This is a genomic window from Candidatus Symbiopectobacterium sp. NZEC127 (assembly GCF_025962675.1).
Classification (GTDB): domain Bacteria; phylum Pseudomonadota; class Gammaproteobacteria; order Enterobacterales; family Enterobacteriaceae; genus Symbiopectobacterium.
In genome coordinates, this window is record NZ_JAGFPG010000003.1 from 36,276 (window position 1) to 61,726 (window position 25,451).

The 25,451-nt window shown below is 54.0% G+C and carries 17 protein-coding genes, 2 tRNA genes and 1 pseudogene; 8 read left to right on the forward strand and 12 right to left on the reverse strand.

Annotation, left to right across the window (positions count from 1 at the left end; all coding sequences use genetic code 11):
* Both J5069_RS13680 and frdA read right to left on the reverse strand, forming a co-directional pair.
* Positions 1-738 (reverse strand): succinate dehydrogenase/fumarate reductase iron-sulfur subunit, encoded by a 738-nt coding sequence (locus J5069_RS13680; protein WP_264644412.1) that lies wholly within the window; start codon positions 736-738, stop codon positions 1-3.
* On the reverse strand, positions 731-2,527 hold the full coding sequence (gene frdA / locus J5069_RS13685; protein ID WP_264644413.1) for a fumarate reductase (quinol) flavoprotein subunit: 1,797 nt from the start codon (positions 2,525-2,527) through the stop codon (positions 731-733). The genes J5069_RS13680 and frdA overlap by 8 nt, the downstream gene beginning before the upstream one ends.
* Before the next feature lie 485 nt (positions 2,528-3,012).
* Here frdA and epmA point away from each other — a divergent pair, with 485 nt between their 5' ends.
* On the forward strand, positions 3,013-3,990 hold the full coding sequence (gene epmA, locus J5069_RS13690) for an elongation factor P--(R)-beta-lysine ligase (protein WP_264644414.1): 978 nt from the start codon (positions 3,013-3,015) through the stop codon (positions 3,988-3,990).
* Between the two features lie 75 nt (positions 3,991-4,065).
* Here the strand turns inward: epmA and mscM are convergent, their stop codons facing one another.
* The 3 genes from mscM to rsgA all read right to left on the reverse strand — a co-directional run bounded on the left by mscM (position 4,066) and on the right by rsgA (position 9,519).
* Complete coding sequence (gene mscM, locus J5069_RS13695; protein WP_264644415.1) at positions 4,066-7,383, reverse strand: miniconductance mechanosensitive channel MscM; 3,318 nt, start codon at positions 7,381-7,383, stop codon at positions 4,066-4,068.
* Positions 7,384-7,428: 45 nt separating this feature from the next.
* Complete coding sequence (asd, locus tag J5069_RS13700) at positions 7,429-8,394, reverse strand: archaetidylserine decarboxylase (protein WP_264644416.1); 966 nt, start codon at positions 8,392-8,394, stop codon at positions 7,429-7,431.
* A 69-nt stretch (positions 8,395-8,463) separates the two neighbouring features.
* Positions 8,464-9,519 (reverse strand): small ribosomal subunit biogenesis GTPase RsgA, encoded by a 1,056-nt coding sequence (rsgA, locus tag J5069_RS13705; RefSeq protein WP_264644417.1) that lies wholly within the window; start codon positions 9,517-9,519, stop codon positions 8,464-8,466.
* A 130-nt stretch (positions 9,520-9,649) separates the two neighbouring features.
* Between rsgA and orn the strand changes: the two genes are divergently transcribed.
* The 6 genes from orn (at position 9,650) to J5069_RS13735 (ending at position 12,965) form a co-directional block, all read left to right on the forward strand.
* Positions 9,650-10,210: an oligoribonuclease gene (gene orn, locus J5069_RS13710; RefSeq protein WP_264644418.1), complete on the forward strand. Its 561-nt coding sequence runs from the start codon at positions 9,650-9,652 to the stop codon at positions 10,208-10,210.
* 162 nt (positions 10,211-10,372) lie between these two features.
* A tRNA-Gly gene (locus tag J5069_RS13715) sits at positions 10,373-10,448 on the forward strand.
* 79 nt (positions 10,449-10,527) lie between these two features.
* A tRNA-Gly gene (locus J5069_RS13720) sits at positions 10,528-10,603 on the forward strand.
* Positions 10,604-10,737: 134 nt separating this feature from the next.
* Entirely contained in the window at positions 10,738-11,283 is a 546-nt protein-coding gene (locus J5069_RS13725; protein ID WP_264644419.1) for an AAA family ATPase, read from the forward strand.
* 171 nt (positions 11,284-11,454) lie between these two features.
* Positions 11,455-12,090 (forward strand): YbhB/YbcL family Raf kinase inhibitor-like protein, encoded by a 636-nt coding sequence (locus J5069_RS13730; RefSeq protein ID WP_264644420.1) that lies wholly within the window; start codon positions 11,455-11,457, stop codon positions 12,088-12,090.
* Positions 12,087-12,965 (forward strand): helix-turn-helix transcriptional regulator, encoded by an 879-nt coding sequence (locus J5069_RS13735; RefSeq protein WP_264644421.1) that lies wholly within the window; start codon positions 12,087-12,089, stop codon positions 12,963-12,965. Before J5069_RS13730 ends, J5069_RS13735 begins: the two co-directional genes overlap by 4 nt.
* A gap of 85 nt (positions 12,966-13,050) precedes the next feature.
* On the opposite strand, the pseudogene darE reads toward J5069_RS13735, so the two are convergent.
* From darE to J5069_RS13770, 7 genes and pseudogenes are all read right to left on the reverse strand, one after another.
* Positions 13,051-14,346 (reverse strand): annotated as a pseudogene (darE, locus tag J5069_RS13740) (darobactin maturation radical SAM/SPASM protein DarE); the annotation flags it as partial.
* Positions 14,347-14,365: 19 nt separating this feature from the next.
* A complete protein-coding gene (locus J5069_RS13745) occupies positions 14,366-15,025 on the reverse strand; it encodes an ATP-binding cassette domain-containing protein (protein ID WP_264644422.1) in 660 nt (219 codons plus the stop codon).
* 1 nt (position 15,026) lies between these two features.
* On the reverse strand, positions 15,027-16,283 hold the full coding sequence (gene darC, locus J5069_RS13750; protein ID WP_264644423.1) for a darobactin export ABC transporter periplasmic adaptor subunit: 1,257 nt from the start codon (positions 16,281-16,283) through the stop codon (positions 15,027-15,029).
* 6 nt (positions 16,284-16,289) lie between these two features.
* A complete protein-coding gene (darB, locus tag J5069_RS13755; protein ID WP_264644424.1) occupies positions 16,290-18,671 on the reverse strand; it encodes a darobactin export ABC transporter permease subunit in 2,382 nt (793 codons plus the stop codon).
* A gap of 144 nt (positions 18,672-18,815) precedes the next feature.
* A complete protein-coding gene (locus tag J5069_RS13760; RefSeq protein WP_264644425.1) occupies positions 18,816-19,028 on the reverse strand; it encodes a hypothetical protein in 213 nt (70 codons plus the stop codon).
* Positions 19,029-19,326: 298 nt separating this feature from the next.
* Positions 19,327-22,665, reverse strand: a complete 3,339-nt coding sequence (locus J5069_RS13765) for an ankyrin repeat domain-containing protein (RefSeq protein WP_264644426.1) — start codon at positions 22,663-22,665, stop codon at positions 19,327-19,329.
* 72 nt (positions 22,666-22,737) lie between these two features.
* The gene (locus J5069_RS13770) at positions 22,738-23,754 is read right to left on the reverse strand and encodes a LacI family DNA-binding transcriptional regulator (RefSeq protein ID WP_264644427.1); all 1,017 of its coding nucleotides are present in this window, start codon (positions 23,752-23,754) and stop codon (positions 22,738-22,740) included.
* 226 nt (positions 23,755-23,980) lie between these two features.
* Here J5069_RS13770 and ascF point away from each other — a divergent pair, with 226 nt between their 5' ends.
* Complete coding sequence (gene ascF, locus J5069_RS13775; RefSeq protein ID WP_264644428.1) at positions 23,981-25,432, forward strand: PTS cellobiose/arbutin/salicin transporter subunit IIBC; 1,452 nt, start codon at positions 23,981-23,983, stop codon at positions 25,430-25,432.
* The last annotated feature ends 19 nt before the right edge of the window (positions 25,433-25,451 follow it).

Consider the following 25,451-nt stretch of genomic DNA (forward strand, 5'->3'; position numbering starts at 1 on the left):
TCATTGCGGTTTCAGCATAGCGATCATGAAGTCCTTGGCGCTTTCGACCTTACCTTGCTGAATGGCAGCGGCAGGATCGACATGCTTCGGACACACTTCTGAGCAGTAACCGACAAAGGTACAACTCCAGACACCGTTTTTACCGTTCAGTTGCGGCATGCGCTCTTTCTTACCGTGGTCGCGGTTATCCAGGTTGTAACGGTGTGCCAGCGTGATGGCTGCCGGGCCGATAAACTCAGGATTAAGACCAAACTGCGGGCATGCGGCGTAGCACAAGCCACAGTTGATGCAGCCGGAGAACTGATGGTATTTCGCCATCTGCGCCGGGGTCTGCTTGTTGGCACCGTCCGCCGGCGTTTTGTTGTTGCCAATGATGTAAGGCTTGATGGCTTCCAGACTCTCGATAAAGTGGGTCATATCGACCACCAGATCGCGTTCGATCGGGAAGTTGCCCAGCGCTTCCACCTTCATGCCGCTGGTGGCGTACTCGCGCAAAAAGGTTTTGCACGCCAGCTTCGGCACGTTATTCACCATCATGCCGCAGGAGCCGCAGATAGCCATACGGCAGGACCAACGGTAAGAGAGGTCCGGCGCCAGGTTATCTTTGATGTAACCCAGCGCATCCAGCAGGGACGTTTCCCGGCTGTAAGGCACGTCGAACGTCTCGAAGTGCGGTGCCTTGTCGGTTTCCGGGTTATAGCGCATGACTTCCATTTTCAGGGTAGCTAACTCAGCCATTCGCTTGCTCCTTCTTGCTCTTTTCCTGCGCTTCCGCTTCGCCACCGTACACGCGTTTTGCCGGTGGCAGCGTGGTGATCTTCACGTCGCCATAAGCCAGACGCGGTGCGCCGTTCGGGTTGTAATACGCCAGCGTATGCTTCAGGAAATTAACGTCATCACGCTCAGTGCAACCTTCGTCCAGACGCTGGTGTGCGCCGCGTGATTCTTTACGGTTGATAGCAGAGTGCGCCATACATTCAGCGACATCCAGGCTGTGGCCCAGTTCGATGTTGTAAAGCAGGTCGGTGTTGAACACGCTGGAATGGTCGTGAATTTTCACGCGTTTGAAGCGCTCTTTCAGCTCAGCGAGTTTGTCCACGGTTTTCTGCATCAGGTCGGTGGTGCGATAAATACCGCAGCCCTCTTCCATCGACATGCCCATTTCATCGCGGATTTTCGCCCAGCTTTCCGTGCCTTCCTGATTCATCAGGTCATGCAGACGCTGCTCGATATCGCGCGTTTGCGCATCCAGCGCGCTGCCGTTGGCGGGTGCCGCTTCTTGTGCGCGGCGCACCGCATTTTCCCCGGCCATACGACCAAACACCACCAGTTCTGCCAGTGAGTTGGATCCAAGACGGTTCGCGCCGTGCAGGCCCACTGAGGAACATTCGCCCGCAGCAAACAGCCCTTTGATGGTGGTTTCGCAATCCTGATTGGTTTCGATACCGCCCATGGTGTAGTGCGCTGTCGGACGAATCGGAATCGGCTCTTTCACCGGGTCGACGCCGACGTAGGCTTTTGCCAGTTCGCAGATAAACGGCAGACGCTCTTTCAGCTTTTTCTCGCCCAGGTGACGCAGGTCGAGGTAAACCACGTCGCCCAACGGGGTGGACACCGTGCGGCCTGCACGCCATTCGTGCCAGAAGGCTTGCGACACTTTGTCACGCGGGCCCAGTTCCATGTATTTGTTTTTCGGCTCGCCGAGCGGCGTTTCGGGTCCCATGCCGTAATCTTGCAGATAGCGGTAGCCATCTTTGTTGACCATGATACCGCCTTCACCGCGGCAGCCTTCGGTCATCAGGATGCCGGAGCCCGGCAGACCGGTCGGGTGGTATTGCACGAATTCCATATCGCGCAGCGCCACGCCGTGGCGGAACGCCATGCCCATGCCGTCACCGGTGACGATGCCACCGTTGGTGTTGTAACGGTAAACGCGGCCCGCGCCGCCGGTCGCCAGCACCACCGCGTTAGCGCGGATTTGCACCAGCGAGCCTTCCATCATATTGATGGCGACAAGACCACGCGCCTGACCGTCATCGACCAGAATATCCAACACAAAGTGCTCATCAAAGCGTTGGATTTGCGGGTATTTCAGTGAGGTCTGGAACAGGGTATGCAGCATGTGGAAGCCGGTTTTATCTGCGGCAAACCAGGTGCGCTCAATTTTCATACCGCCAAAACGACGTACGTTGACGGAACCGTCGGGTTTACGGCTCCAAGGGCAACCCCATTGTTCTAGCTGGATCATCTCCTGTGGACATTGGTGAACAAAATGTTCAACGACATCTTGCTCGCAGAGCCAGTCGCCACCGGCAACGGTGTCGTGGAAGTGGAAATCAAAACTATCGTGATCCTGAGTGACTGCTGCTGAACCACCCTCGGCGGCCACGGTGTGGCTACGCATCGGGTAGACTTTTGATATCAGCGCAATTTTCAGTTGGGGATTAGCTTCAGCGGCAGCGATTGCCGCACGTAAACCAGCGCCCCCGGCCCCGATAATGGCCAAATCGGCATTAAAGGTTTGCACTGCACTCCTCCAGTTACTAAAGTTAATTAAGTTAAATTAAAAATAATATATTCGATTCGTTAATCTCTATTTCCCACCGAACGCTTTCTGTAATTCATCGATATTTAAAGCAATTCGTGGACACATATTAAGAATAGCTAAACCTATATTTTTTGTGTGGAAATGATTATACCGAATTATGAGTAGGTGAAATTTGATGTGATCCAGCATTTTGTTTTTTTTATTGTGTTTTGGTTTTGGCAATAACAGCATGATGGTTAACGCTATTGCCGGATAAATAACACTTTTATTTCTTTAATAAGGAACTGGCTCACGGTAATTGCACATAATGTTCTGGAGAGCGGTAGCAAAGGGAGTAGGCAGGGGGCAAAACGGAGCACGAGAAGCGACGGGGAGGACCGCGCGTGATTGTAGCGTCGTTGAATTGTTTGCAGGCGAATATGCGGGTAGACTGCACCCCCTGTTTGCGTTAGGAGTAAAGAAACATGTGCGAAGGCGCACTCTGGCAGCCCACCGCCACTATTGAAAATTTATTGAAGCGTGCAGCCATTGTCTCTGAAATTCGGCGGTTTTTCTCCGATCGCGGCGTATTGGAAGTGGAAACACCTGCCATGAGTCAGGCAACGGTGACGGATGTGCACATGGTACCGTTCCAAACGCGTTTTGTTGGACCTGGCGTCTCTGAAGGGATGACGCTCTACCTGATGACCAGCCCCGAATACCATATGAAGCGCTTGCTCGCCGCAGGCAGTGGACCTGTCTTTCAACTGTGCCGTAGTTTCCGTAATGAAGAGTCTGGGCGATACCATAACCCAGAGTTCACCATGCTCGAGTGGTATCGCCCCCACTACGATATGTATCGCTTGATGGACGAAGTCGACGATTTATTACAGCAAGTACTGGAGTGTGAAAGCGCAGAGCGTCTCTCGTACCAGCAGGCTTTTCAGCGTCATATTGAGCTGGACCCGCTCTCTGCGGACAAAGCGCAGCTGCGAGAAGCGGCCGATAAACTCGGCATGGGCGATCTTGCCAGCCGTGAAGAGGATCGCGACACGCTGTTGCAAATGCTGTTCACCTTCGGCGTGGAACCGCATATCGGGCACGACAAACCGGCCTTTGTTTATCATTTCCCTGCGTCACAGGCCTCGCTGGCGGAAATCAGCTCGGAGGATCACCGGGTGGCGGAACGCTTTGAGGCCTATTTCAAAGGCATCGAGCTGGCAAACGGTTTCCGTGAATTGACGGACAGCGATGAGCAGCGCCAGCGTTTTGAACAGGATAACCGCAAACGTGCCGCTAACGGGCTTTCTCAGCAACCGATCGATGAGTATCTGCTGGCGGCGTTGAAACAGGGAATGCCTGCCTGTTCTGGCGTCGCGTTAGGCGTGGATCGTCTGATCATGCTGGCGTTAAAAGCGGAAACCATTGGTGAGGTGATGGCCTTCACCGTCGGACGGTCGTAATCGCCCCCTAGCCGTGCCTCCGCGTGAGCGGAGGAAGGCACCGCCTGTTTTATTCTCTTTGACGCTATCAGTCTGCTACAACCCACCTTCCGGCCGATTGGCGGAATTCGGGCTGCGTCCATCAATACGCACCGAGCTCATTTGCACCTGGAACGGCGGGAACGGCATCTCCATGTTGTTCTCGCGGTAGGCTTCCAGAATCAACTGGTGAATCTCATGGCGCAGCGGCATGCGATGCCCCATTTCTGCGGCAAAGATACGCAATTCGAAAATCTGGATACCCTGACGTAAATCCACCAGAAAGGCTTCTGGCGGCGGGTTTTCCAGTACCAACGGACAGCGTTTCACCGCATTGAGCAGCATCTCGGTGACTTTTTGGCTATCGGCGTCGACCGGCGCTGGAATGGTCAGCACCACGCGCGTCACGGAATCCGACAGTGACCAGTTGATAAACTGTTCGGTGATAAAGGCCTTGTTGGGCACAATGATCTCTTTTCTGTCCCAATCGGTGATCGTGGTGGCCCGGGTATTGATGCGCATAATGCTGCCGGTGAGATCGCGAATGGTCACGGTGTCGCCAATGCGGATCGGTTTTTCAAACAGGATGATCAGGCCGGAGATAAAGTTGGCGAAAATTTCCTGTAGCCCAAACCCTAACCCTACCGAGAGAGCCGCAACCAGCCACTGGAGTTGCGACCATTCAATTCCAATAAACGAGAAACCGACCAGACAGCCGATCAGCATCAGCATGTATTTACTGATGGTAATAATGGCATAGCCGGAGCCGGGGGATAAATCGAGATGCTGTAGCAAGGCCAGCTCCAGCAACGCGGGCAGGTTGCGCACCACCTGCGTGGTGATACTGAAAATCAAGATAGAAATCAGCACGGCACCGAGGGTAATGGGCTGAATCTTATCCACCCCTTTCACCGTGCTGGTGACTTCCCACAGATTGATGTTTTCTAAAAAGCCGAACGCGGAGTGGATTTCTGACCACAGGGCTATCACCGACACCAAGGCTATCAGCGTCAGAATGGATCGCACCAGTTGCAGCGATTTGGCGCTGATGGTATCCAGATCGACCACTGGCTCCTCGATGGTGTCTGAGGTGGTTTCCACAAAGGTAACCGATTCTTCTTCACCGCGGGCACGCTGCGCCAAGATTTCGGCACGCCGCTGCTTGGCCCTGTCAAACGCGATGCGTCGGCGTTGGATTAGCATCCAGCGGCGTATCACGTGGTACACCACCAGCAGGAAAAACCAGATGGCGACCGAGGTTTCCAACCGCGCGAGCAAGGCTTTCGACGTGGCCAGATAACCCACACACGATGCCAGCGCGGCAATCAGGGGGGCGCTGATCATCAAGTTCCACAGCGCACGGTTGATGGTGTTTTCCCCTGAGCCTTCCTTGTTCAGGTAGAGCGGAATACCGGCCCGTTTCAGGCTGGTCGTCACCAGGCTCAACGCCAGACACAGCAAAATAAAGCACAGACGCCCCAGCGTGCTGGAAAACTCGCGTTCGTTGAGGTTTTCAAACGTGATGATCGCCATGATCAGCGGCACAATAAAAGCGATCGACAATCGGTAGTAGCGCATGGCGCGCGCGACGCGCTCGGGTGACCAGCGCAAGTGGGCAATAAACAGCCCATTCGAATGCGCGAAGGCGGCGCTGACCATCACCAACCACATCAACGGGACGGTGGCGGTCACGCTGTCACCAATCGCGACCGCGATGGGGTAGGGCCAGGCGTTTTGCAAGCCGTATCCCAATGCCGCCCACAGCACGGGCAGCGGGAGCGCAATCAGTAGCGAATAGAACAGGGTACGTAGCGTCAGCGAAAAATGATCGAGGGTAACTTTGCCGATACGGCTGCTGGCGCGCTCTAAAAAGGCGTTGTAGTGACGGCGCGAGCTGATGCCGAAACCGACCAAAATCAGCGCGCCCATCAGGGGGAACGCGGTTTCCCGGCTGGTCACCACCATGATGACGGCGCTGCTGAGCTGAGTAAAGGTATCTAGCGAGAGCAGGTGGTAAAGCGCCTGCACCACCTGTACCGGGAAGGAGAAGGAAATAGGATTCACATCTGCCACCCAGAACAGATAGCGGTGAACCGCCTCGCGGATTTCCAGCAGTGCTTCTTCCAGTTGGCTGGTCGCCACTTTGAGCTTGGTCAGTTCAAGGATCTGCGCATCAGTGCCGGAAATCAGCGATGTGAGTAAATCACGTTGGGTACGAATTTGATCGCCGAGCACGCATTGCTGACTGTTACTGTTGGGCGTGCAATTTTCTAATCTCGGGCGTTCTGCGGTGCGGGCGGCACTGAGCAGGTTTTCATAGCGTAACCGCTGTACGCGCAACTGGGCCATGTCGGTGTCCAGGCGTTGCGGTTGCGGCATGTCCGGCAGGCGCGCCACCTGTGCACGCAACGCTTCGCCCAGCACGGTGGATGCCCCAATCCACTGGGCCTGCTCACGTAACGTGCTGAGTGCTTGCCGCACTTGCTGCGTTTGGGTGGTGGCCTGACGCTGCTGTGAGGCGATCAGATCGAGATGTTGTGCCTGCTGATTCAGTTCCTGAGACAGTTCGCGGTTAAGCTGTAGCTGCTCGCTGATAACCGCGGGCAAATCATCACCGCGTTCCACCAACTGCTCGGTGCGTTCGAGCACTTTCTCCGCTTCACGCTGGCGCAGATTGTTGATGCTGGAACGTAATGCTTGTAGCTGTTGGTCAAGCTTGTCGTGGCGCAACTGGTAGAGTTCCACGCGTAAGCGGGAGAGCTCCTGGCGATTACTGGCGGAAAGCTGGGCCAGTTCCAGTTCATCAACCCGGCTTTGGCGCAGCGCCTGCTGGGCTTGCAATAACACTAACTGTGCCTGAACCAGTGGCGTCACCGGATTGCCGAGCGATTGGATTTGACGATCAATTTCGTTCAATACCCGGCTGGCTTCGGTTTGCTGCTGCGGCAGTTGGGCCAGAGAATCGATCACTTCACGCAGTCGTTCTCGTTCCTGTTGCAGTTGGCGCGATTGATCCAGCAACTGGCTGCTGGTTTGCACCACTTTTTGCTCCAGATCGACAACCGAGAGCTTGTCGTTAACGGCGGTGGTTTTATTTTCTTCCGCTGTCAGCAGACGGCGCAGTTCCTGCGTCAGTTTAGGGAAATCGTCAATAGCTTGTTGATATTGCTCTGTGCGTGCCAGAGACTCTTTGCGTTCCTGCAAGATGTTTAACGCAAGGCGAAACTGCTCGACAATATCAGCCTGATCGGGGGTATTTTTATTGGCTTCTGCCTGTTCCAACTGTTGGCGCACCAGCGCCTCGTTAGGTACGGGTGCCGCCAGCGCGGTGACAGAGAGCAGAACAGCAGCAAAGAAAATCACGAGTTGACGCACGATGGTTCTCCCTCTCTCACGCAGGTTCGCTGGCATACAGGTTATTTAAGGCGTGTGGTGCGTTGCGTCATCGCCATGGTTATCGCCGTGGTCTGCCACATCCGACACGGATTCTGCGGCAACCGGTGCTTCATCTGCGGAATCCACCTGTTTTGACTCGGCAAAGGGTTCACCCACACGGGTAACGCTCAGGGGATTAAGGTGCGCGGCAAACTGAAGCGTGTTGGGCGCAAACAGGTTGATCACCGTAGAGCCCAGTTTGAAACGACCCATCTCTTCGCCCTTTTGCAGGGCAATGGCACCTTGCTCACCCGCAGCAGGGTAGGTCCAACGCTTGATGATACCTTCACGTGGCGGTGTCACGGTGCCAGACCAGACGGTCTCAATGCTACCGACAATGGTCGCACCCACCAGAATTTGCACCATCGGGCCAAAATCGGTATCGAACAGGCAGATAACGCGCTCGTTGCGGGCAAAAAGGTTGGGCACGTTGTCAGCGGTAAACAGATTGACGGAAAACAGCTCGCCCGGCACGTAGATCATTTCACGCAGCACGCCGTCACAGGGCATGTGCACACGGTGATAATCGCGCGGCGAGAGGTAGGTGGTGGCGAACAGGCCATCGCGAAAACGCTCGGCCATAACGTAGTTGCCTGCCAGCAGCGCTTCCAGCGAGTAGTCGTGACCTTTGGCCTGAATCAACTTGCCGTCGACGATGGTGCCCATTTGCGATAACACGCCATCAGCCGGTTGCACCACGCGGTGCGCGTGCGGATCAATGGGACGCACGTCCGAGCGCAGTGGGCGCACGAAAAAGTCATTGAACGTCCGATAGGTGGCCGTATCCGGGTGTTGCGCTTCCTGCATGTTCACGTTGTAGTAGCGAACGAAAAGATCGATAACCCCTTTGGTCAGCCTGCCGGCCTGCTTGTCTGCACCCCAGCCTGCTAACCGTGTCAGTGCGATTTTCGGTAGCCAGTATTGTAAGGCGATTTTCAGTTTATCCAGCACAGTGAGCCCCTTAGGTTTTTATGCGCCCATCTAAAAAGGGGCGCATTGTAGCGATGGATGCGGTAAAAGTCAGCGGTCCGTATCAGAATCAGAGAAGGTTTTACGCGTTTTTACCTGCGCCATGCTCTCCAGAATACGGTGATAGTTATCGAAACGTTGTTCGGCAATATCGCCGCGCTCGACGGCAGCACGCAGCGCGCAACCGGGATCGTTATCGTGGCGGCAATCGCGGAATTTACAGGTGCCGAGGTAAGGCCGGAAATCAATAAAGCCCTGTGTGACCTGCTCCGGCTCCAGATGCCACAGACCAAATTCGCGCACGCCGGGGGAGTCAATGACATGGCCGCCGTGCGGGAAGTGATACAAGCGGGCTGCCGTGGTGGTGTGTTGGCCCAGTCCGGACGCATCGGACACGTCGTTGACCAGAATTTTGGCGGCGTCAGGATAGAGCAATGCGTTCAGCAGGCTGGATTTTCCCACCCCGGATTGACCGGCAAAAATGCTGATCCTGTCCGTTAAAGCGTGCTCCAGTGTTTCCATCCCTTGCTGGGTGTGGCTCGACACCATGATGACCGGATAGTGTAGCGCACGGTAGATGTCCATCTGTTCATCCACAAACGCGCGACCTTTATCATCCAACAGGTCGGTTTTGTTCAAGACGATCAATGGTGTGACTTCCAACGTTTCGCAAGCCACCAGATAGCGGTCGATAATGTTCAGCGACAGTTCAGGCAAAATCGCGGAAACAATCACTACCTGATCGATATTGGCAGCAATGGGTTTAACGCCATCATAGAAGTCCGGGCGCGTCAGCACTGACTCGCGCGGATGCACCGCTTCGACGATACCGCTGATACCCGCTTGAGTCTCTTTACCGGCGCGCCATACCACGCGATCGCCCGTCACCAGTGATTTGATGGTACGACGAATATTACAGCGGTGGATAATGCCACCCTGGGCTTCCACGTCCGCATGCATACCAAAACGGCTGATAATGATGCCTTCTTGCGGCTCTTCCAACTGGTTGTCATCCCATTCGATTTTACTTTCTCTATGCTTAAGACGACGTTGGTGGTTCGCTGTTACCCGACGTTGCTGTCCTTTAGACAGTTTATTTTTGCTCACTGAGCCTCGCTTGAACTGTGGTTATCGCCCACGATGGCTGAAGAGACTATAATACACGCTATTTGATTTTAATTAACTGATGCCTGTTATTCCTGCTTCCCTGGGGATAGCTGGAAAAGGAAGTAAATGTATGTCTGTTGAAAATAGTCAGGTAAGCGAAAACAATCTTATTTGGATCGACCTGGAGATGACCGGGTTGGACCCGGAGCAGGATCGCATTATCGAAATCGCGACGCTGGTGACCGATGCCAATCTCAACGTGTTGGCCGAAGGACCGACGATCGCGGTACATCAATCCGATGCTCAGTTAGCGCTGATGGATGACTGGAACGTGCGTACCCACGGTGCCAGCGGCCTGACCGAACGGGTTAAAGCCAGTGCCTATGATGAACACGCGGCTGAATTACAAACCATTGCGTTTTTGCAGCAGTGGGTGCCCGCCGGGAAATCCCCGATTTGCGGCAACAGCATTGGGCAGGATCGCCGTTTCCTGTTTCGTTATATGCCTGCGCTCGAAGCCTATTTCCACTATCGCTATCTGGATGTCAGCACGCTGAAAGAGCTGGCACGGCGCTGGAAACCCGAGATTATGGCCGGGCTGAAAAAACAGGGAACACATCAGGCGATGGACGATATTCGTGACTCTGTGGCCGAACTGGCTTACTACCGCGAGCATTTTATCCGTCTGTAGTCGTTATGGGCGTTTTTTTGCCCGGCTGATGGCGAAATTGCTGTTTTTATCGGCAGTCAGTCATTTTTTCGCGGTAAGGGGCTTGCGGCGGCAACGATTTCTCGTATAATTCGCACCCCGTACCGCAGCAGATTTGTGGTGCGTGTGAAGATGGTTATTCCTGCGGGAATAGCTCAGTTGGTAGAGCACGACCTTGCCAAGGTCGGGGTCGCGAGTTCGAGTCTCGTTTCCCGCTCCAAACTTTCCAGCGTGAAAGTTTAGGTAACCAGCTTCACGATCGGTTTTCACAGCAGCGCTTGCTGGTGTGGCCTTCCTAAGCGGGAATAGCTCAGTTGGTAGAGCACGACCTTGCCAAGGTCGGGGTCGCGAGTTCGAGTCTCGTTTCCCGCTCCAAGTTTTTCTTCTGTTTGTCCCATCGTTTTCTGTTCTGTCTACATCCCCGTTTTTTCGCCTGATTGTTGCTGATTGCAGCTAATATTCTGTTTTTCCTTATTTTTCTCATATCCCTATTGCCTATGAGGCATCCTATGGATCGTTTCGTCATCCTTTCCGGGTGTTCTGGCGGTGGCAAAACCACGCTGCTGGCAGAACTGCACCGGCGTGGTTATGCCGTTGTTGAGGAACCCGGCCAGCGCATCGTGCGTGAAGCAACGTCTTCGGGCGGTGATGCGGTGCCGTGGAACAACATGGAAGCGTTTTTACGTCGGGCGATAACGCTCTCTGTGGATGACCATGCTCAGGTGAGAAGCGATGGGCGGTCATGGGTATTTTTTGATCGCGGATTAATCGATGCAGCGGCAACACTTCAGGCAATAACCGGTGAACCGGTACTCACTACGCTTGCATCACGCTATCGTTATCACTCACGGGTGTTTCTTGTTCCCCCCTGGCCTGAGATTTATGTGCAGAACGGCGACCGACGCCACAGTATGGATGCTGCCGTGGCTGAATTTGAGCGATTGCAAGAGGTCTACCCGACGCTAGGCTATGAGGTGTCGCTGCTGCCTAAAGCCAGCGTGAATGCGCGTGCTGATTTTGTTCTGCGAACCTTGGCGTGCACAACGGTGTTGTGACAGGAAGCCTTTTTCGAGCACCAATCCAAAGCCAATCATATTGATTGGTTTTGGCAGTGTATTGATTGGATAAGGCACCTCGGGGGCAACCAAATCCACTATTATGATCTTACTGCGCACCGGTAAAGTGGCCGGTGCGGTATTTCATTACTCCACAGGACGAGGTTTTCCATGCAACTCATCAGTCAAAGCTTTCAGGATGGTCAGGCGATACCGGGTGAATTCGCGTTTGCCGTGCCAGACCGCGCAGCACACGTTGCGTTGTCATCGAACCGCAACCCGCATCTCGCCTGGCGCGATGTTCCACCGGGCACGCAATCCTTCGTGATTGTGTGTCACGATCCCGATGTGCCGAGCAAAGGCGATGATGTTAATCAGGAAGGCCGAGAAGTGTCTGCGTCCTTGCCGCGCATCGATTTTTTCCACTGGTTGCTGCTTGATGTTCCGCCAACCGTGACGGAGATTGCGGCGGGGGCGCATTCAAACGGCGTTACGCCGCGTGGAAAACCGGGCCCTGTTGCACCCGGTGAAGGCCAACACGGTATTAATGATTACACGGCCTGGTTTGCCGGGGATGAGCAGATGAAGGGCGACTATTACGGGTATGACGGCCCGTGCCCGCCGTGGAATGATGCGCTAGTGCATCACTATATTTTCACTGTTTATGCGTTGGCCGTTCCTGCGCTGGGCGTGAACGGACCGCTGGATGGCGCGAACGTGCGCGCGGCGCTGGCGACGGCACCGGTATTGGCGAAAGCCAGCCTGACCGGGCTTTACAGTTTGAATCCTGCGGTGCCTGTGGCGTGAACCACACTGGGCAAGCGCTGACACTACCGGTGTTTCAGGGGGAGGGGCGCGAGCGCTGGCGGCTGCCCTCGTCCTCGCCCGTAGTGCGACATGGCTTGTGCGCACTGGCGCAGCCTTGCCTGCGGCAGCCGCAGCAAACGGCCCGTTTCCAGTTTCATGAGGCAACCGTACTACTGGTGGTATCAGGGCAGATGCGCTTAGCATTCGAGGGACATCAGGTCTTGGTGGATGCTAAGCGGCCTGCGTTGGTACTGGTCGAAGCCGGTTCCTGTGTGGACGTGGTGAAAACACCGGGAGGGGCTGAGCACTGTTTCCGCTCGGTATTTATGACGATAGCAAACGCGCTATTGGAAAACTACTCAGCGGCCTCTTCTGCTGTGGCGGGCGGTGATAGCACCGCTGCTGCGCCTTTTCAGGTGATGTCATTGGATGACGATGTGGCATCGACGTTATGGCATCTGATTGAAAGCGTAGCGATCAAGCCGGTGAGCGATGAGCGGCTCACCTACCGGTTACTGGAACTGCTGAGTGCCTTGGCTGAGCGCGGTCATCTATTCCGCCTGCCACGGCACAATGACACGGTAGCGCGTCTGCAAGCGCTGATGGGCGGTGCGCCGCATCGGCACTGGACAGCGCGAGAAGCCGGGCGAGAGCTGGCGATGAGCGAAGCCACCCTACGGCGGCGTCTTGCCGCAGAGCAACAGCGCTTTGAAACGATCCTGAGTGATATTCGTATGCATCACGGCATGATGCTGCTGCAAACCACCGCCTGGAGCATTCCGCGTATCGCCGAGGCCTGCGGATATCAATCGCGGGCGCGCTTTTCTGAGCGCTTTCGCACCCGCTTTGGCTGCTTGCCTTCCGCCATTCGCTGACGGGCGAGACGGGCTATGATGAGATGAGACCCGAAGGTGAGGACGGGTTATGCCCTGTTTTCGGGGTAGCACGACGTTCCTTATTCAGGCAGCCTTCGATGGTTGCCAACAGTTTACCCGTGCCGCAGCAGTTATCCTGATAACCAGCCACGTGCCGTCGATTAATCACGCGATCGTGTGGACATCCCCCATGGCAGAGGGAAAACCAACGACACTGGCGCATTTTTTTGAAGGCTTCCTGCTCCTCACGCTTTGCCGCCTGATTATGGGCCGAATAGGCCAGCAGCTCTGCCAAATCCGTTTTCATCAACGAGCCGTAATGACTCCCCGCATCGCCCACATATTTGTCGCACGGTGAGACGTCTCCATTGGGTTCCAGGGTAATGACCTCCTGAGAACAATTTTCTGACCAGTAGCAGGCGGCCAGTTTCGTTCCTGGGTTCTTGATGGCTCGAATAAAATCGCTGAACTGTGGAATATGTAAAACGGTGCGATAGTCATCCCACCAAAGCGTAAATGCCCGATCCAGAAACGCGATAAACTCGGCATAAGTGATGTAACTTTCGTCGATTTCCCCTCCGGCAGGGATGCGATTATCAGGAACGATGTTAAGAAATTCGATGTCATTAAGACCTATCTTGCCGAAGTAATCGAACATGTCTCGCAGATCCGTTTGATAGACGTGGCGGTCAACTACGATCAGTGCGCCATAGGGAATGGCATGTTGTTTGAGCTTTTTGATTCCCTCAGCGACGCGTTGTGCGGTTCCTCTACCGCGATAATCGACGCGACGTGAGTCATGAACGGCAGGAATACCGTCCAGACTAATACCAACGTGCATGCCGATTCCTTTGATAAAGGCTAACCATTCATCAGAGATATTCACCGCGTTTGATTGCATTGAGTTGGTAATGTGCTGTTCTGGTTGTTTGAATTGTTGCTGTAGCCAGAGTAGCTTTTGAAAAAAAAGAGGATTAAGCAGCGTCACTTCGCCACCGTGCCAAACGAACTCAAAGCGCTTGATGGTGGGGATGGCTAATATTTTCCGCACAGTTCGCACCAATATCTCAAACCGCATCGTTTGGTTTGGCCCCTCGGCCCAAGAGTGGCAATAAGTGCAACGCAAGTTACACAGGCGAGTGGCTTTCAATACCACCACCAACTTCTTGGCAGCCACTGGCTGGGCGGTGGCTTTTTGCTGCTGCTCGGTGTGGAAAATATGCAACTCTTCGCTACTGAGTAACGCGTCTGCCGGGATTTTGCCAATCAGGTAGGCGCTCATCTGCCGATAGTCTTGAGTGGCGATTTTTTCGAGATCGTCGGTACTCAGTGCTGATGTGATATCGGTATCAATCTGCATAATGGGTATGATTCCATTCATGATGTCTCTCCTTGCTATGTCATGTGAGATAACCGTCCTTCATCATTAAGTGTCGTTTGGCATAGGCTGATGCCTCGGGGGAATGTGTGACCATGACAACGGTAGTACCGGTCTGATTAATCTCTTTTAACTGCTTCAACACGGTGTTGCTGTTATTGCTATCCAGATTGCCCGTCGGTTCATCGGCCAAAATCAATGTCGGCCGCGAAATCATGGCGCGGGCGATGGCAACCCGCTGCTGCTGACCGCCTGAAAGTTGGGCAGGATAGTGCGCGCTTCTGCCGGATAAACCAAACTGCTCAAGGGTTTGTTTGACGCGTGCCTTTCGTTCAGATTTGGCGACGTTACGGTACTTGAGCGGCAGCTCGATATTTTCATATACCGACATGAAATCAATCAGATTGAATGACTGGAAGATGTAACCGATCAACTGACGGCGCAGTGCTATTTTTTGGCCGTGGTTCATCCGTGTAATGTCGTGCTGCGCCAGTTGCAATCGGCCTGCATCGAGCGGCTCAAACATGCCGAGTACGTTGAGCAGCGTCGTTTTTCCCGAACCTGATGGCCCCATAATGGAGACAAACTCTCCCGCCGCTATACCAAGATTGATGTCGCGCAACGCCAGCGTTTTCAGGGTTCGAGTGGTGTAAAATTTTTCTGCGCTTTCCAGTTGTATCATCTTATTCAAACTCGATAATGTTGGATTTTTCAACGTTGCTGCCAGTAAAGACCACAACCTGTTGACCAGCAGACAGCCCATTCAGTACTTCCGATTGCGTTTCCCCCTGACGTTTTATCGCCACGGGTGTTTTGAGCGCGCGATGGTGTTTTTCATCATAGCGGTACACCCACGTCTCATCGGTCTCTAAAAAGACGGCTTTTGTGGGAATCAGTAATGCATCTGGCTGAGTTCCGAGCGAAACGCGCAGATCGAGGGATTGACCGCGTTTCAATGAAAGTTGTTGTGGGTGAGCAAGTGTCAATGTGGCAATGAACTTACCGTTTTCTACCACGGACGAGACGGAGGCGATGATCAGAGGAATATCAATGTCTGCATAGTGTGCGGTGACACGATCGTGCGGCCGGATTTTATCCAGATAATATTCGCTAAACGAGGCTTCAAAATAATAGCTATGCGGGTTGTCTACGTTGGCAACTTTTTCACCGGGTTTGATTTGCTGGCCCATCTTGATGGTCAGCGGTGACAGGATGCCGTCAATCGGGGCGGTAATCACCAGCTTGTCCAAGCCGCTCTCAATTAAACGCGTCAAGGTATCCAGGTGCTTGACCGAGGCCGCGATTTCAGCAAGCTCGCTCGGTAGCATACGGTCTTGCCGTTCCTGATACGTGGTTAAAATAGCGTAGCGTGTTTTCCAATGCGCCAGTTCATCCAGCAGTTGTTCATAGGTGGCTTTTTCCAGGATGCCGCGCTCGTATAATGTCTTTTTACGCGCCGCTTCTTTATCGGTTTTCTCCAGATGAAAACGTGAATCTTGCCGTGCCAGACGCGTATCGAGGTCATCCTTCTCAAGTAATCTGCGCATATTGCGCAGGTTGTTGGTCTGTTCAGTCACATCGGCAATACGCGAGGTGACCTGCAATACGAAGTCGTCGTTCGACAATCGGGCAATGACATCTCCCTTTTTTACGTCGCTGGACGCGCTTTGGCGCACCTCAATAACCGTACCGCCGCGTTCAGAGGCGATAATCACGCTTTCACGCGGGATAGCCACCGCCCGTGTCACCAGCGTATCGGTAAATATGCCGCGCTGGGCGACGTGCAGCGTCACCTGGGTAAACGGCATTCGCGTTACCTTTTCTGCGGTAGCCAGGTTGAAAAGCCACAGGCATAACAGGCCGAAAATCACCAGTGCCAGGCCGACGATCCCTTTGGCAGCGCGATGTCGCGTGGATTTAGGGTCTAATTGAATGTCCATAGCGGCTTACCCTCGCCTTAACCACGGGCGAGTCACCCTGCCATCGTGCAACACCAGTGACAGTGCCATAATGGCCGTCACCGTGAGTCCCAGCAACAGCAGCGCCGCAAACGCATTGACATAGACCAGTCCGGCAACGGTGTCATACTGCTGTAGCCAGCGCCCGAGCAGCAGGTATCCCAAGGCCAGCGCCGCCAGCAAAGAGAACACTATGGGCAGCACATGCTGTTGCAGAAAAAACACCATATTTGTCGCAAGAGAACCTCCCACCGCTTCCATGATTTTCAGTGTGCCGTCTAGCCGCTGAGCGTCTGATAGGCTGATCACCAAGGTGCTGATAACCATTAATATCAACGCCAACAGCGCGGTGAGTGTAATGACGTTGAGCATCTGTGAATCGTTATGAAAATGACGGTCATGAAGCGCCTGTACCGTTTGCAGAGATAAGTTCGGTGGAGCATGGCGTTTGATCAGTGCGACAAGAGGGGCCTCCTGTTGATCGTTCGAATAGGCCACTGTGGCGAATTTTTCCAGGCGATCGTTGATAAAGATAAGCAAAGGCTGGGGCGAAGAGAGGTGTTCTCCAAGGTCGACGTTTTCCACTACCCGTAACACCCGAAGTTCTTTTTGTCCTTCCGGAAAGGGAATGTAGTAGCGGGTATTCAGCACTTCATCGACTGTTTTCTGCCCCATAGCATCCACGAAGGCGCGGGTGACGATGGCGTGGCATACGCCGTCATCGGTGCTGGCCCATAGCGTATTCTCCTGGCCTGCCAGCGTTTTTAATCCCCAGACCTCCGCAAAGTATTTGTCGGCAGAAAGGGTATTGATAACGGTAAATTGGTCTTGTACCTGTTGTTGCGCGTGCTGCACGTTGAGTATGTGGCGCGACATATCAAACGGTTGCCAACTGCTCAAACTGAAAGCCGATGTGCCTAGGTTTTCCTGAAGTTGATGTTGTAACTTGCGTATGCTGCTGAGTGTATAAAACCCTTCATCAAGCGCGAACGTCAGGCGGTGTGCTTTTTGGTAACCCACCTCTGCATGCAGCGCCTTATGCTGTTGCGTCATCACACCCGCCCACAGATAAACGGTGGTACCGGCTACCAGCAGTTGTACCACCAGCATCATGCGGTTGAGGTAATAAATACTCAGCGTTTCATAGCGATTTGGGGTCTGTGAGGCCGGGTTGCCGAACAGGAAGAAACAGAGGCTCAGCAGGTGTGAGAGTAGCATCATCACGCCAATGAACAGCGCGACGCCAAAAAATACCGTCAGCATGCGTGTCATTGGTTGATGAAGGAGCAACTCGCTCACGTCGACTGACAGCGGTAACAGGGCACCAAGCAGTAAGGTCGCCAGAGCCACCGTTGTCAGGAACTGCGGCAAGAACACGCTCAGTGATTCTGTCAGGATCTGCGTACCTGAAGCGCCGAGACTGCGTTTGATATGCAGGCTGGGGCGTTTGGCGGCATTGAGAATACCGTTGATGTTGAAAAAATTGGCTACTGTGGTGAACAGAACAAACAGTGCCGCGGTGTACAGCGTATGCAGCAATGACTTGTCACGCGTCTTGACGAATTCATCGGCGTAGCCATCGTCGTAGTGCATATCGAGGATGTTCTTGGCGCTGAACGTCAGAAACGACGAGGGCGTAAAAGGTGCTCCGGGTATCTGCGGTGCATGATTGGCGACAATGTTAGCCAGCAGGTGTTGATCAAAATGCGGTTGGGAGGGGGGGAGGCGAGCAAAAGCATAGACATGGCTGTCATACCAATCCAGACGTTTGTCGGGGTATCCCGCTACCCGTTCGGGGGTGAAGGCGATCGTGGCGGGCAGTTGCAGACTGCTGTCTGGGTGGGGTTCCACGATAGCCTTGATGGTGAACTGGCCGCTTTCTCCCAAGTCCACGGTTTTGCCAAGTGGATCATCCCATCCAAGATAGTGGCGATTAAAATCGGCAGTGATGTAGATGTCATGGGGGCCTGGTGCTGGCAAATCTTCACGGTAGGGATGCAGTTGTGCCATAAACGTTGGAGTAACGGCAAATACCGCAACGCGGGGAATAACGCTTCCTTTGCGGCGTAGGTGGGTATGCAACCGGTAAGCGTATCCGACGCTTTCGATATTGGGATGTTTCTGTAATGCCTCCACCAGCGGAAAAGGAACCTGCGCTGAGCGAACGATATCGCCATTAGGGAGATTGAATTGACTTTCAATGCGATATAAACGCTGATGCTCCGGCAATCCCCGTTCAATATCACGATCTGTAACATAGAGCATAACGATAAGAAATGTCGTCACCAAACTAATAGCAGTAATTATAATGGCTAAAAGTGCCGCTGCTGGTTTTTGCTTTATATCGTTGGTGAACGCATTTAAGATCATCGGCAACGGATTCCAGCGTAAAGTTGAGGTATTAACGGTATTGGATGTACATCAGAATTAATGAACCTCATCCCTGAGGTTCACCCTGTGGGCCATAAAAAACTATTTAACTATTTTTTATTAGGGAATCAAGGGGTCACTACATCATTGTGGTCGGTAGTTGAATCCTTTCGACCAATTCCAAGCCAGTGCCATTGGGGAAATAGTTAACTGCAATATATCATTGACGTGTGTGGCCGAAATGCCAGGAATTATTCCTTTTACGCTTTTGCTTAACGCCATTAAATTTTCATGTAACTGTATTGATGGCGTTATTACTTTTTCATTAGCGACTCTTTCATCAGCGATTGCATGCATAAAACCTCCGGTTTTTTCATACGGCATGATTAACGTAGATATGGCAAATTTCATATCCTCGCAGCGTGCAATCACCACTTTAAAGTTGATTTGGTTTTCGTCAACCCTTGTCGATTTTATTTTAGGTTTTATTTATCTGTTGTTTCGTTTTTTGCTTGGGTATTGGCTATTTTAAATGTAACTTTAATTATAAATATATAATATTTCGATAGTGGTTTAAATAATCTTTCCACCGGCAGATATCAGCGCTCATCAGCACTGATATTGCCGTTATGGTGTTATCTGCCAACCGTTGACGTCACGACAACCTCGGCCCAGCCGCACCAAACCCGTGGGCGGTTGCCGTCATCATGCTCATCAGCGAGACGCAATCGGTCAGGTTGCGGCGTGAGGCGATCATCAGCGGTGTTTCCCCGGCGGCATTGGCCCGATTGGGGTCCGCGCCGGCGGTGAGCAGGCTGGTGACCATCTGGATGACGTCCTCTTCTTCAACCTCGTCTTCATCGAAGAATAACGCGGTATGCAGCGGCGTATTTTCACCGTCGTCTGGCGCATTGACGTCAAACCCTTGCTCACAGCAGAGTGTCACAATCGCCTGATGCCCGAGATAGCAGGCATAGTGCAGCGGTGTGATACGCCGCTCGTTAGCCTGATAGGCAACCTCACCGTGTAGCAGCACGGTTCTGAACTGGGCTTGTGCCGTGTCGCTATGACGCCGCAGACAGATGGCGTGCAGCAGGTTATCGCCGTTGTTGGCGCGTTGGTGGCGGATTGTTGACGTGGATTGGCGCGCCCACAGCAGGTCGAAATAAGGGGCGGCGCAGTATTGTGCGGCCAGCATCAACGGGGTTCGACCAAGCTTATCGGGCTGCTGCGCGTCGGCACCGCGCTCCAGCAGCAGGTGGACAATCGATTCCCGGTTGGCGCGTAGAGCGAAGATCAGCGGCGTGTCGCCATCCTCATCGGCGGCATTGATATCCGCGCCATGATCGAGCAGACGCTTGACGATCTCACCTTTTAATTCTGGATCGAAGCTATGCTCTGCCTCCGTCTCTTCGTCATCGGGGTAGGTGTCGTAACTGTAGGCGCGTGCTATCGCCTCATGCAGGGCGGTGCGCCCTTGCGCATTCGCCTGACGGGTGTCAACGCCGTGCGCCAATAGCGCTTCTAGCCCGGCCAGGCTCCCGTACCCGGCGGCGCACATCAAAGGATAGTCGCCATCGGGATCGACCCAATGACAATCGGCTCCGGCCGCTAACAGCAGCTCTACGGTTTCGCGGCGCGAGACTTTATCTACCCACCCCCAGTTGCTCAGTGCGCGGTGCAAGGCGGCGGAATTATCGAAGCCGCCGACGGCGTTAGGGTTTGCGCCACGCTCGAGGAAATAGCGCACCAGCGGCGTTTGGCATTTGGACACCGCCATCAGCAGCGGCGTCGCCTCGGTGCCGCTTCTCGCTTCAAGGTCCAGCAGCCCACGCCGTTCCAGCTCATCAAGGTACGGGGTCACGGTCGATTCCGCTCTGCCGCTCAGCCGGGTGCAGGCAAAATGGACGAACTGCTCTTGCTTGATACAGGTGCGGCGAGCCGGATCGGCACCGTGATCCAGCAGCAGGGTAAAGATGTCGAAGTACTCCTGCATGATAGCCCATTCAAGCGCACTGTTTTCTAACCGCATCACCCCGTTGCGATGATCGAACTCAGGCGTGAAGCGACGCTTCGCGGTACAGTTGGGATCGGCACCCGCCGTCAGCAGCATGTTGCACACGGCATAGGCGTATTCCGGTGTGATCTTATCACTGTTGCCACTCACACGATCCATCGCGTAGATCAGCAACGGTTGTTCAGCATAAACGATGCTATTGTTCTTGATCTCTCTGCCGATAATGCGATTCGGATCGTTACCGACGATCAGGCGCTTGACGGTTTCCAGCTCCACGCGGGAACCGATGGCGCGCTGTAGCGGATCGCCAGAGATCTCGCTGGTAACATCAAGGGGTTCTGGCAGGTTATCGAGCAGCGGGCTGATATCCTCGCCGGCTTTGGCATATTCCAGGCAATAGGCGATCATATTGCCGTTGAAATGTTCGTCTCTGATCTCGGCATTCAGCGGCCACCCGATATCCAACAAGGTGCGCGCCAATGGAATAAAATACTCGGCATCGTACAGCGCAATGCACGCGGCAAGCGTGTGGGTGGTGCTCAGCGGCGCGTAGTCATGCGAGTTATAATTAAACGGCTCTGCGAGTGGCAATGGCAGCCCTTTGCTGCGGTAGATCCCCTGTAAACGGCGCAGCACGGCGGAGACTTTGCTCAGGCGCATCCGTTCTCCGTTGGGGTTCTGGGTAAAAAGGTAAGAGAACACCGTGCCCTGTTTACAATCGATCCAGGTGAGATTGGCACCGCGCGTTGCCAGTAAATTGGCGGTCTCCATGTGACCGAACCACACCGCCAGATAAAACGCTGACAGGCCGTGACATTCAATGGCTGCACCGCGCTCCAGCAGCCAGCTCAGCAGGGCCTGACTATGCTCCACGTTGTCAGGCCAACCGGTGACGATGTGCAGCGCGCTGATTTGAAAATGGGACCACGCCCCCGAGGTGTTGATATCGGCACCTTTGTCCAGCAGGGTGCCCAGCAGGGATAGTTTTTCATCCCGACGCAGACCGGTTGCGGTGACGATATCGATAAACATGGTGTTGATATCGGGGGCATCATGCGGTAATTCGTCAATGATCTGCCGGATGGTTCGCGAATCATGGATCAGGATGCTGAGGGGAAGCTCATGCCCTTGGCTCTGGTTCAACTCGAAAATCAGTTTTACCTGCTTTGGCCGGAAGTTTTTGCTGGTGAGATAATCGATGAGTTCCGCTTTCTCATCGTCAGGAATCGTGATCCCGGCTTGCAGCAGCCGGATAAAACCGGCGAAGTGCCCGCGTTTGAGCGCCTCCAGCCCGAGACCGGCATAATGGCAGCTGTCCAAATCCAGGTCGTGTTGCAGCCCGACTTTTTCCAACTCATCCAGTACGCTGGTGAAGGTGGTAATACTGAGTTTATCCTGGGTGTTGTACAACGTAGCGTTGGTCAGTGCTGAATAGAGCGGCGTCGCCCATGGCTGCTCTGCCCGGTTGACGTCAGCGCCCAGGCGAATAAGCCAACGCAGACGCAGGGTATCAATGGTGATTTCTTCCTGACTCAGGTAGTAGGCAAGCACCGTTTTACCGCTGGCCCGGGTATCGATCGTGTTGAGATCCAAGCCCTGTTGCAGAAAGAACGCGACGTGTTTCTCTTTAAGATCCTTACGTCGCACCATATGGTGCAGCAGCGGTAAGCCATCGATATATTCTGGCAGGAAGATGCCGGAATCGAGAAACGCTTCAATCAGCGGCAAACAGAGTGAATTGACGACCTCGTTTATCGCGGGGAGGTGTCTGCCCTGTTCACCGATCACCGGCTCGCTCCCCTGCGACAGCAGGTAGCGTGCAATCTTCGCTTCGCGGTAGGTGACGGCATAGTGCAGCGGCGCGTAGCCGTGCTCATCAGGCTGATTGCAGTTGGCAGCATCGATACGCTGCTGGATTTTTTTAAGGCTGCCTGATTTGATCAGGTCGCCGAGGGTCTTGGGGCGGCTGAAAAACATCGATTTGATTTCGCGTATCCTTACGTAACAGCATGATATCACGACATCGTTAACACCGCATCGGTGAAAAAACTAGCGATAAAACGGTCCTGTCGTCACCGAGTCGCGCAGGATCAGTGATGCCGGATAGGCTTTGCGTTGGCTCAGCGTCCCGCCATCCAGCATGGACAGCAGCCGATTGATCATCTCTTGAATCATCTCACCCAACGGCATTTTCACGCTGGAGAGCGAAGGGATGGTAAACGCGGCCGTGGGCAAGTCATCAAAACCAATCACCGACACCTGCTCGGGCACACCAACCCCGCGCGTATACAGCTGTTTTAGCGCGCCGATGGCCATATCATCATTGCTGGCGACCAACGCGGAAAAGCTGACCTGATTGTCGAGCAGAGTATTGACGGCTTCCACACCATTGGTAAGTGCCCACTTACCGATAACGATACGGCGTTCATCCACGGGAATAGCGTGCTGTTCCAGCGCCGCTTTGTAGCCTGCGAGGCGCTCCATACCGGTGGGCGAATCCAACGCGCCGGTGATAAAGGCAATCTCACGATGCCCTTGATCGATCAGGTGGTTGACGGCATTGCGGCAGGATTCATGCTGATCGGAGTAGATGCAGTAGCTGTCATTCACCCGTAACCGGCGGTTCAGCACCATGATGGGCTGTTTATGCTGGCTGATGATCTGATCCATTTCATCAATGGTGAGAAAACGCGGATAGATGATGATGGCATCGCAGCGTAAGTCGATCAGGAATTGAATCGCGGCGCGCTCTTCTTCCGCACTGTGTTTGCCGTCCACCAGCAGCAGCTGGCGACCGTGTGCCTCGGTCATTTTTGCCGCTTGAAACAGCAGCTCGCTGAAGTACGTGCCGTGATACAAGGTATTGGTGATCACCAGCCCAATGGTTTGTGATTTCTGCGCGGCGAGGTTACGTGCCAACAGATTGGGACGATAGCCACTCTCTTCTATCGCTTTGAATACACGATCTTTTGTTTCCTGGCTGACGTAACCGTTACCTGACAACACCCGCGATACCGTCGATTTGGCGACCCCGGCCTTCTTTGCCACCTCAAGTATGGTTGTCATGTGCTGTTACCCGCTGAATGGTTATCTTGCGACAGTCTACTCATTTTGCCGTTGCTTTTCAGTAGCTTCGTTGAAGCTGCCCTGTTAACGGTAGGTGATCATTATCACGAAAAGGAAAATTAATCGTTTTCCTCTCTTGTTTGGCGCTGTGAAACGTTTCATGATTTTGTGGAACCGGTTCCCTATGGCGATTTTTTCCGCACCGACACCAAGAGATAACTAACCTATGTCTAAGAATTATGAAACTGTCTCTCGCGCTATTGTGGATGCGCTGGGGGGACTGGATAACATTGAAGCGGTGACGCACTGCATGACGCGTTTGCGCTTCGTGGTAAAAGATAAAACGCAGGTAGACAACCCGACACTCAAAGCCATCAGCGGCGTGATGGGCGTGGTAAACACGGAAACGCAGTGTCAGGTGATTATTGGCAACAACGTTGCCAAAGCCTATCAGGAAGTGTTGAAGCTTGGCCCGGCGGGCGCCGCGGGCACGCAACCCGATGCCAAACGTAAAATCACCTTAAAAAGCATCGGCGCAGGCATTCTGGACGCGTTGATTGGCACCATGTCGCCGCTGATCCCGGCAATTATCGGCGGTTCAATGGTGAAACTGCTGGCGATGATCCTCGACATGTTCGGCGTGTTCGAGAAGGGATCTTCGACGCTGGTGATCCTGAATGTGATCGGTGACGGTGCGTTTTTCTTCCTGCCTATCATGGTGGCGGCCTCGGCGGCACTTAAATTCAAAACCAACATGTCGCTGGCTATTGCCATTGCGGGCGTGCTGGTGCATCCCAACTTTATCGATTTGATGGCGAAAGCGGCGCAAGGGCAGGTGGTCGAGTTGGCGTTTATCCCCGTCACGGCGGTGAAATATACCTATACGGTTATTCCGGCGCTGTGCATGACCTGGATCCTGTCGTACATCGAAAAGGGCATCGATCGCATTACGCCGGCGGTGACGAAGAACTTCCTGAAACCGATGCTGATCGTGCTGGTATCTGCGCCGATCGCCATTGTGATTATCGGCCCGCTGGGGATCTGGATCGGCAGCGGTATCTCTTCCATCGTTTACACCATCCACGGCTATCTGGGCTGGTTATCGGTGGCGATCATGGGTGCGCTGTGGCCGCTGCTGGTAATGACCGGTATGCACCGGGTATTTACCCCGACCATCATTCAAACCATTGCGGAAACCGGCAAAGAGGGCATGGTGATGCCTTCCGAAATCGGTGCCAACCTGTCGCTCGGCGGCTCCTCGCTGGCGGTGGCGTTCCGCACCAAAAACCGTGAACTGCGCCAGACGGCGTTGGCGGCAGCGGCCTCCGCCATTGTGGCCGGGATCTCCGAACCTGCGCTGTACGGCGTGGCGGTGCGGCTGAAACGTCCGCTGATTGCCAGCCTGATCAGCGGCTTTATTTGCGGCGCGGTAGCCGGAATTGGCGGCCTTGCCAGCCACTCCATGGCGTCGCCCGGACTGTTTACCAGCGTGCAGTTCTTCGATCCGACCAACCCGATGAGCATTGTGTGGGTGGTGGCGGTGATGATTTTGGCGGTGGTATTGTCGTTTGTGCTGACACTTATCCTTGGCTTTGAGGATATTCCTGAAACCGAAGAGGAATCGCGTCCGGCTAACGCCAAAGCGAGTGAACCGGTGCAAGCTACCAGCGTTAGTTAATCGATATTGGTATAGAGAA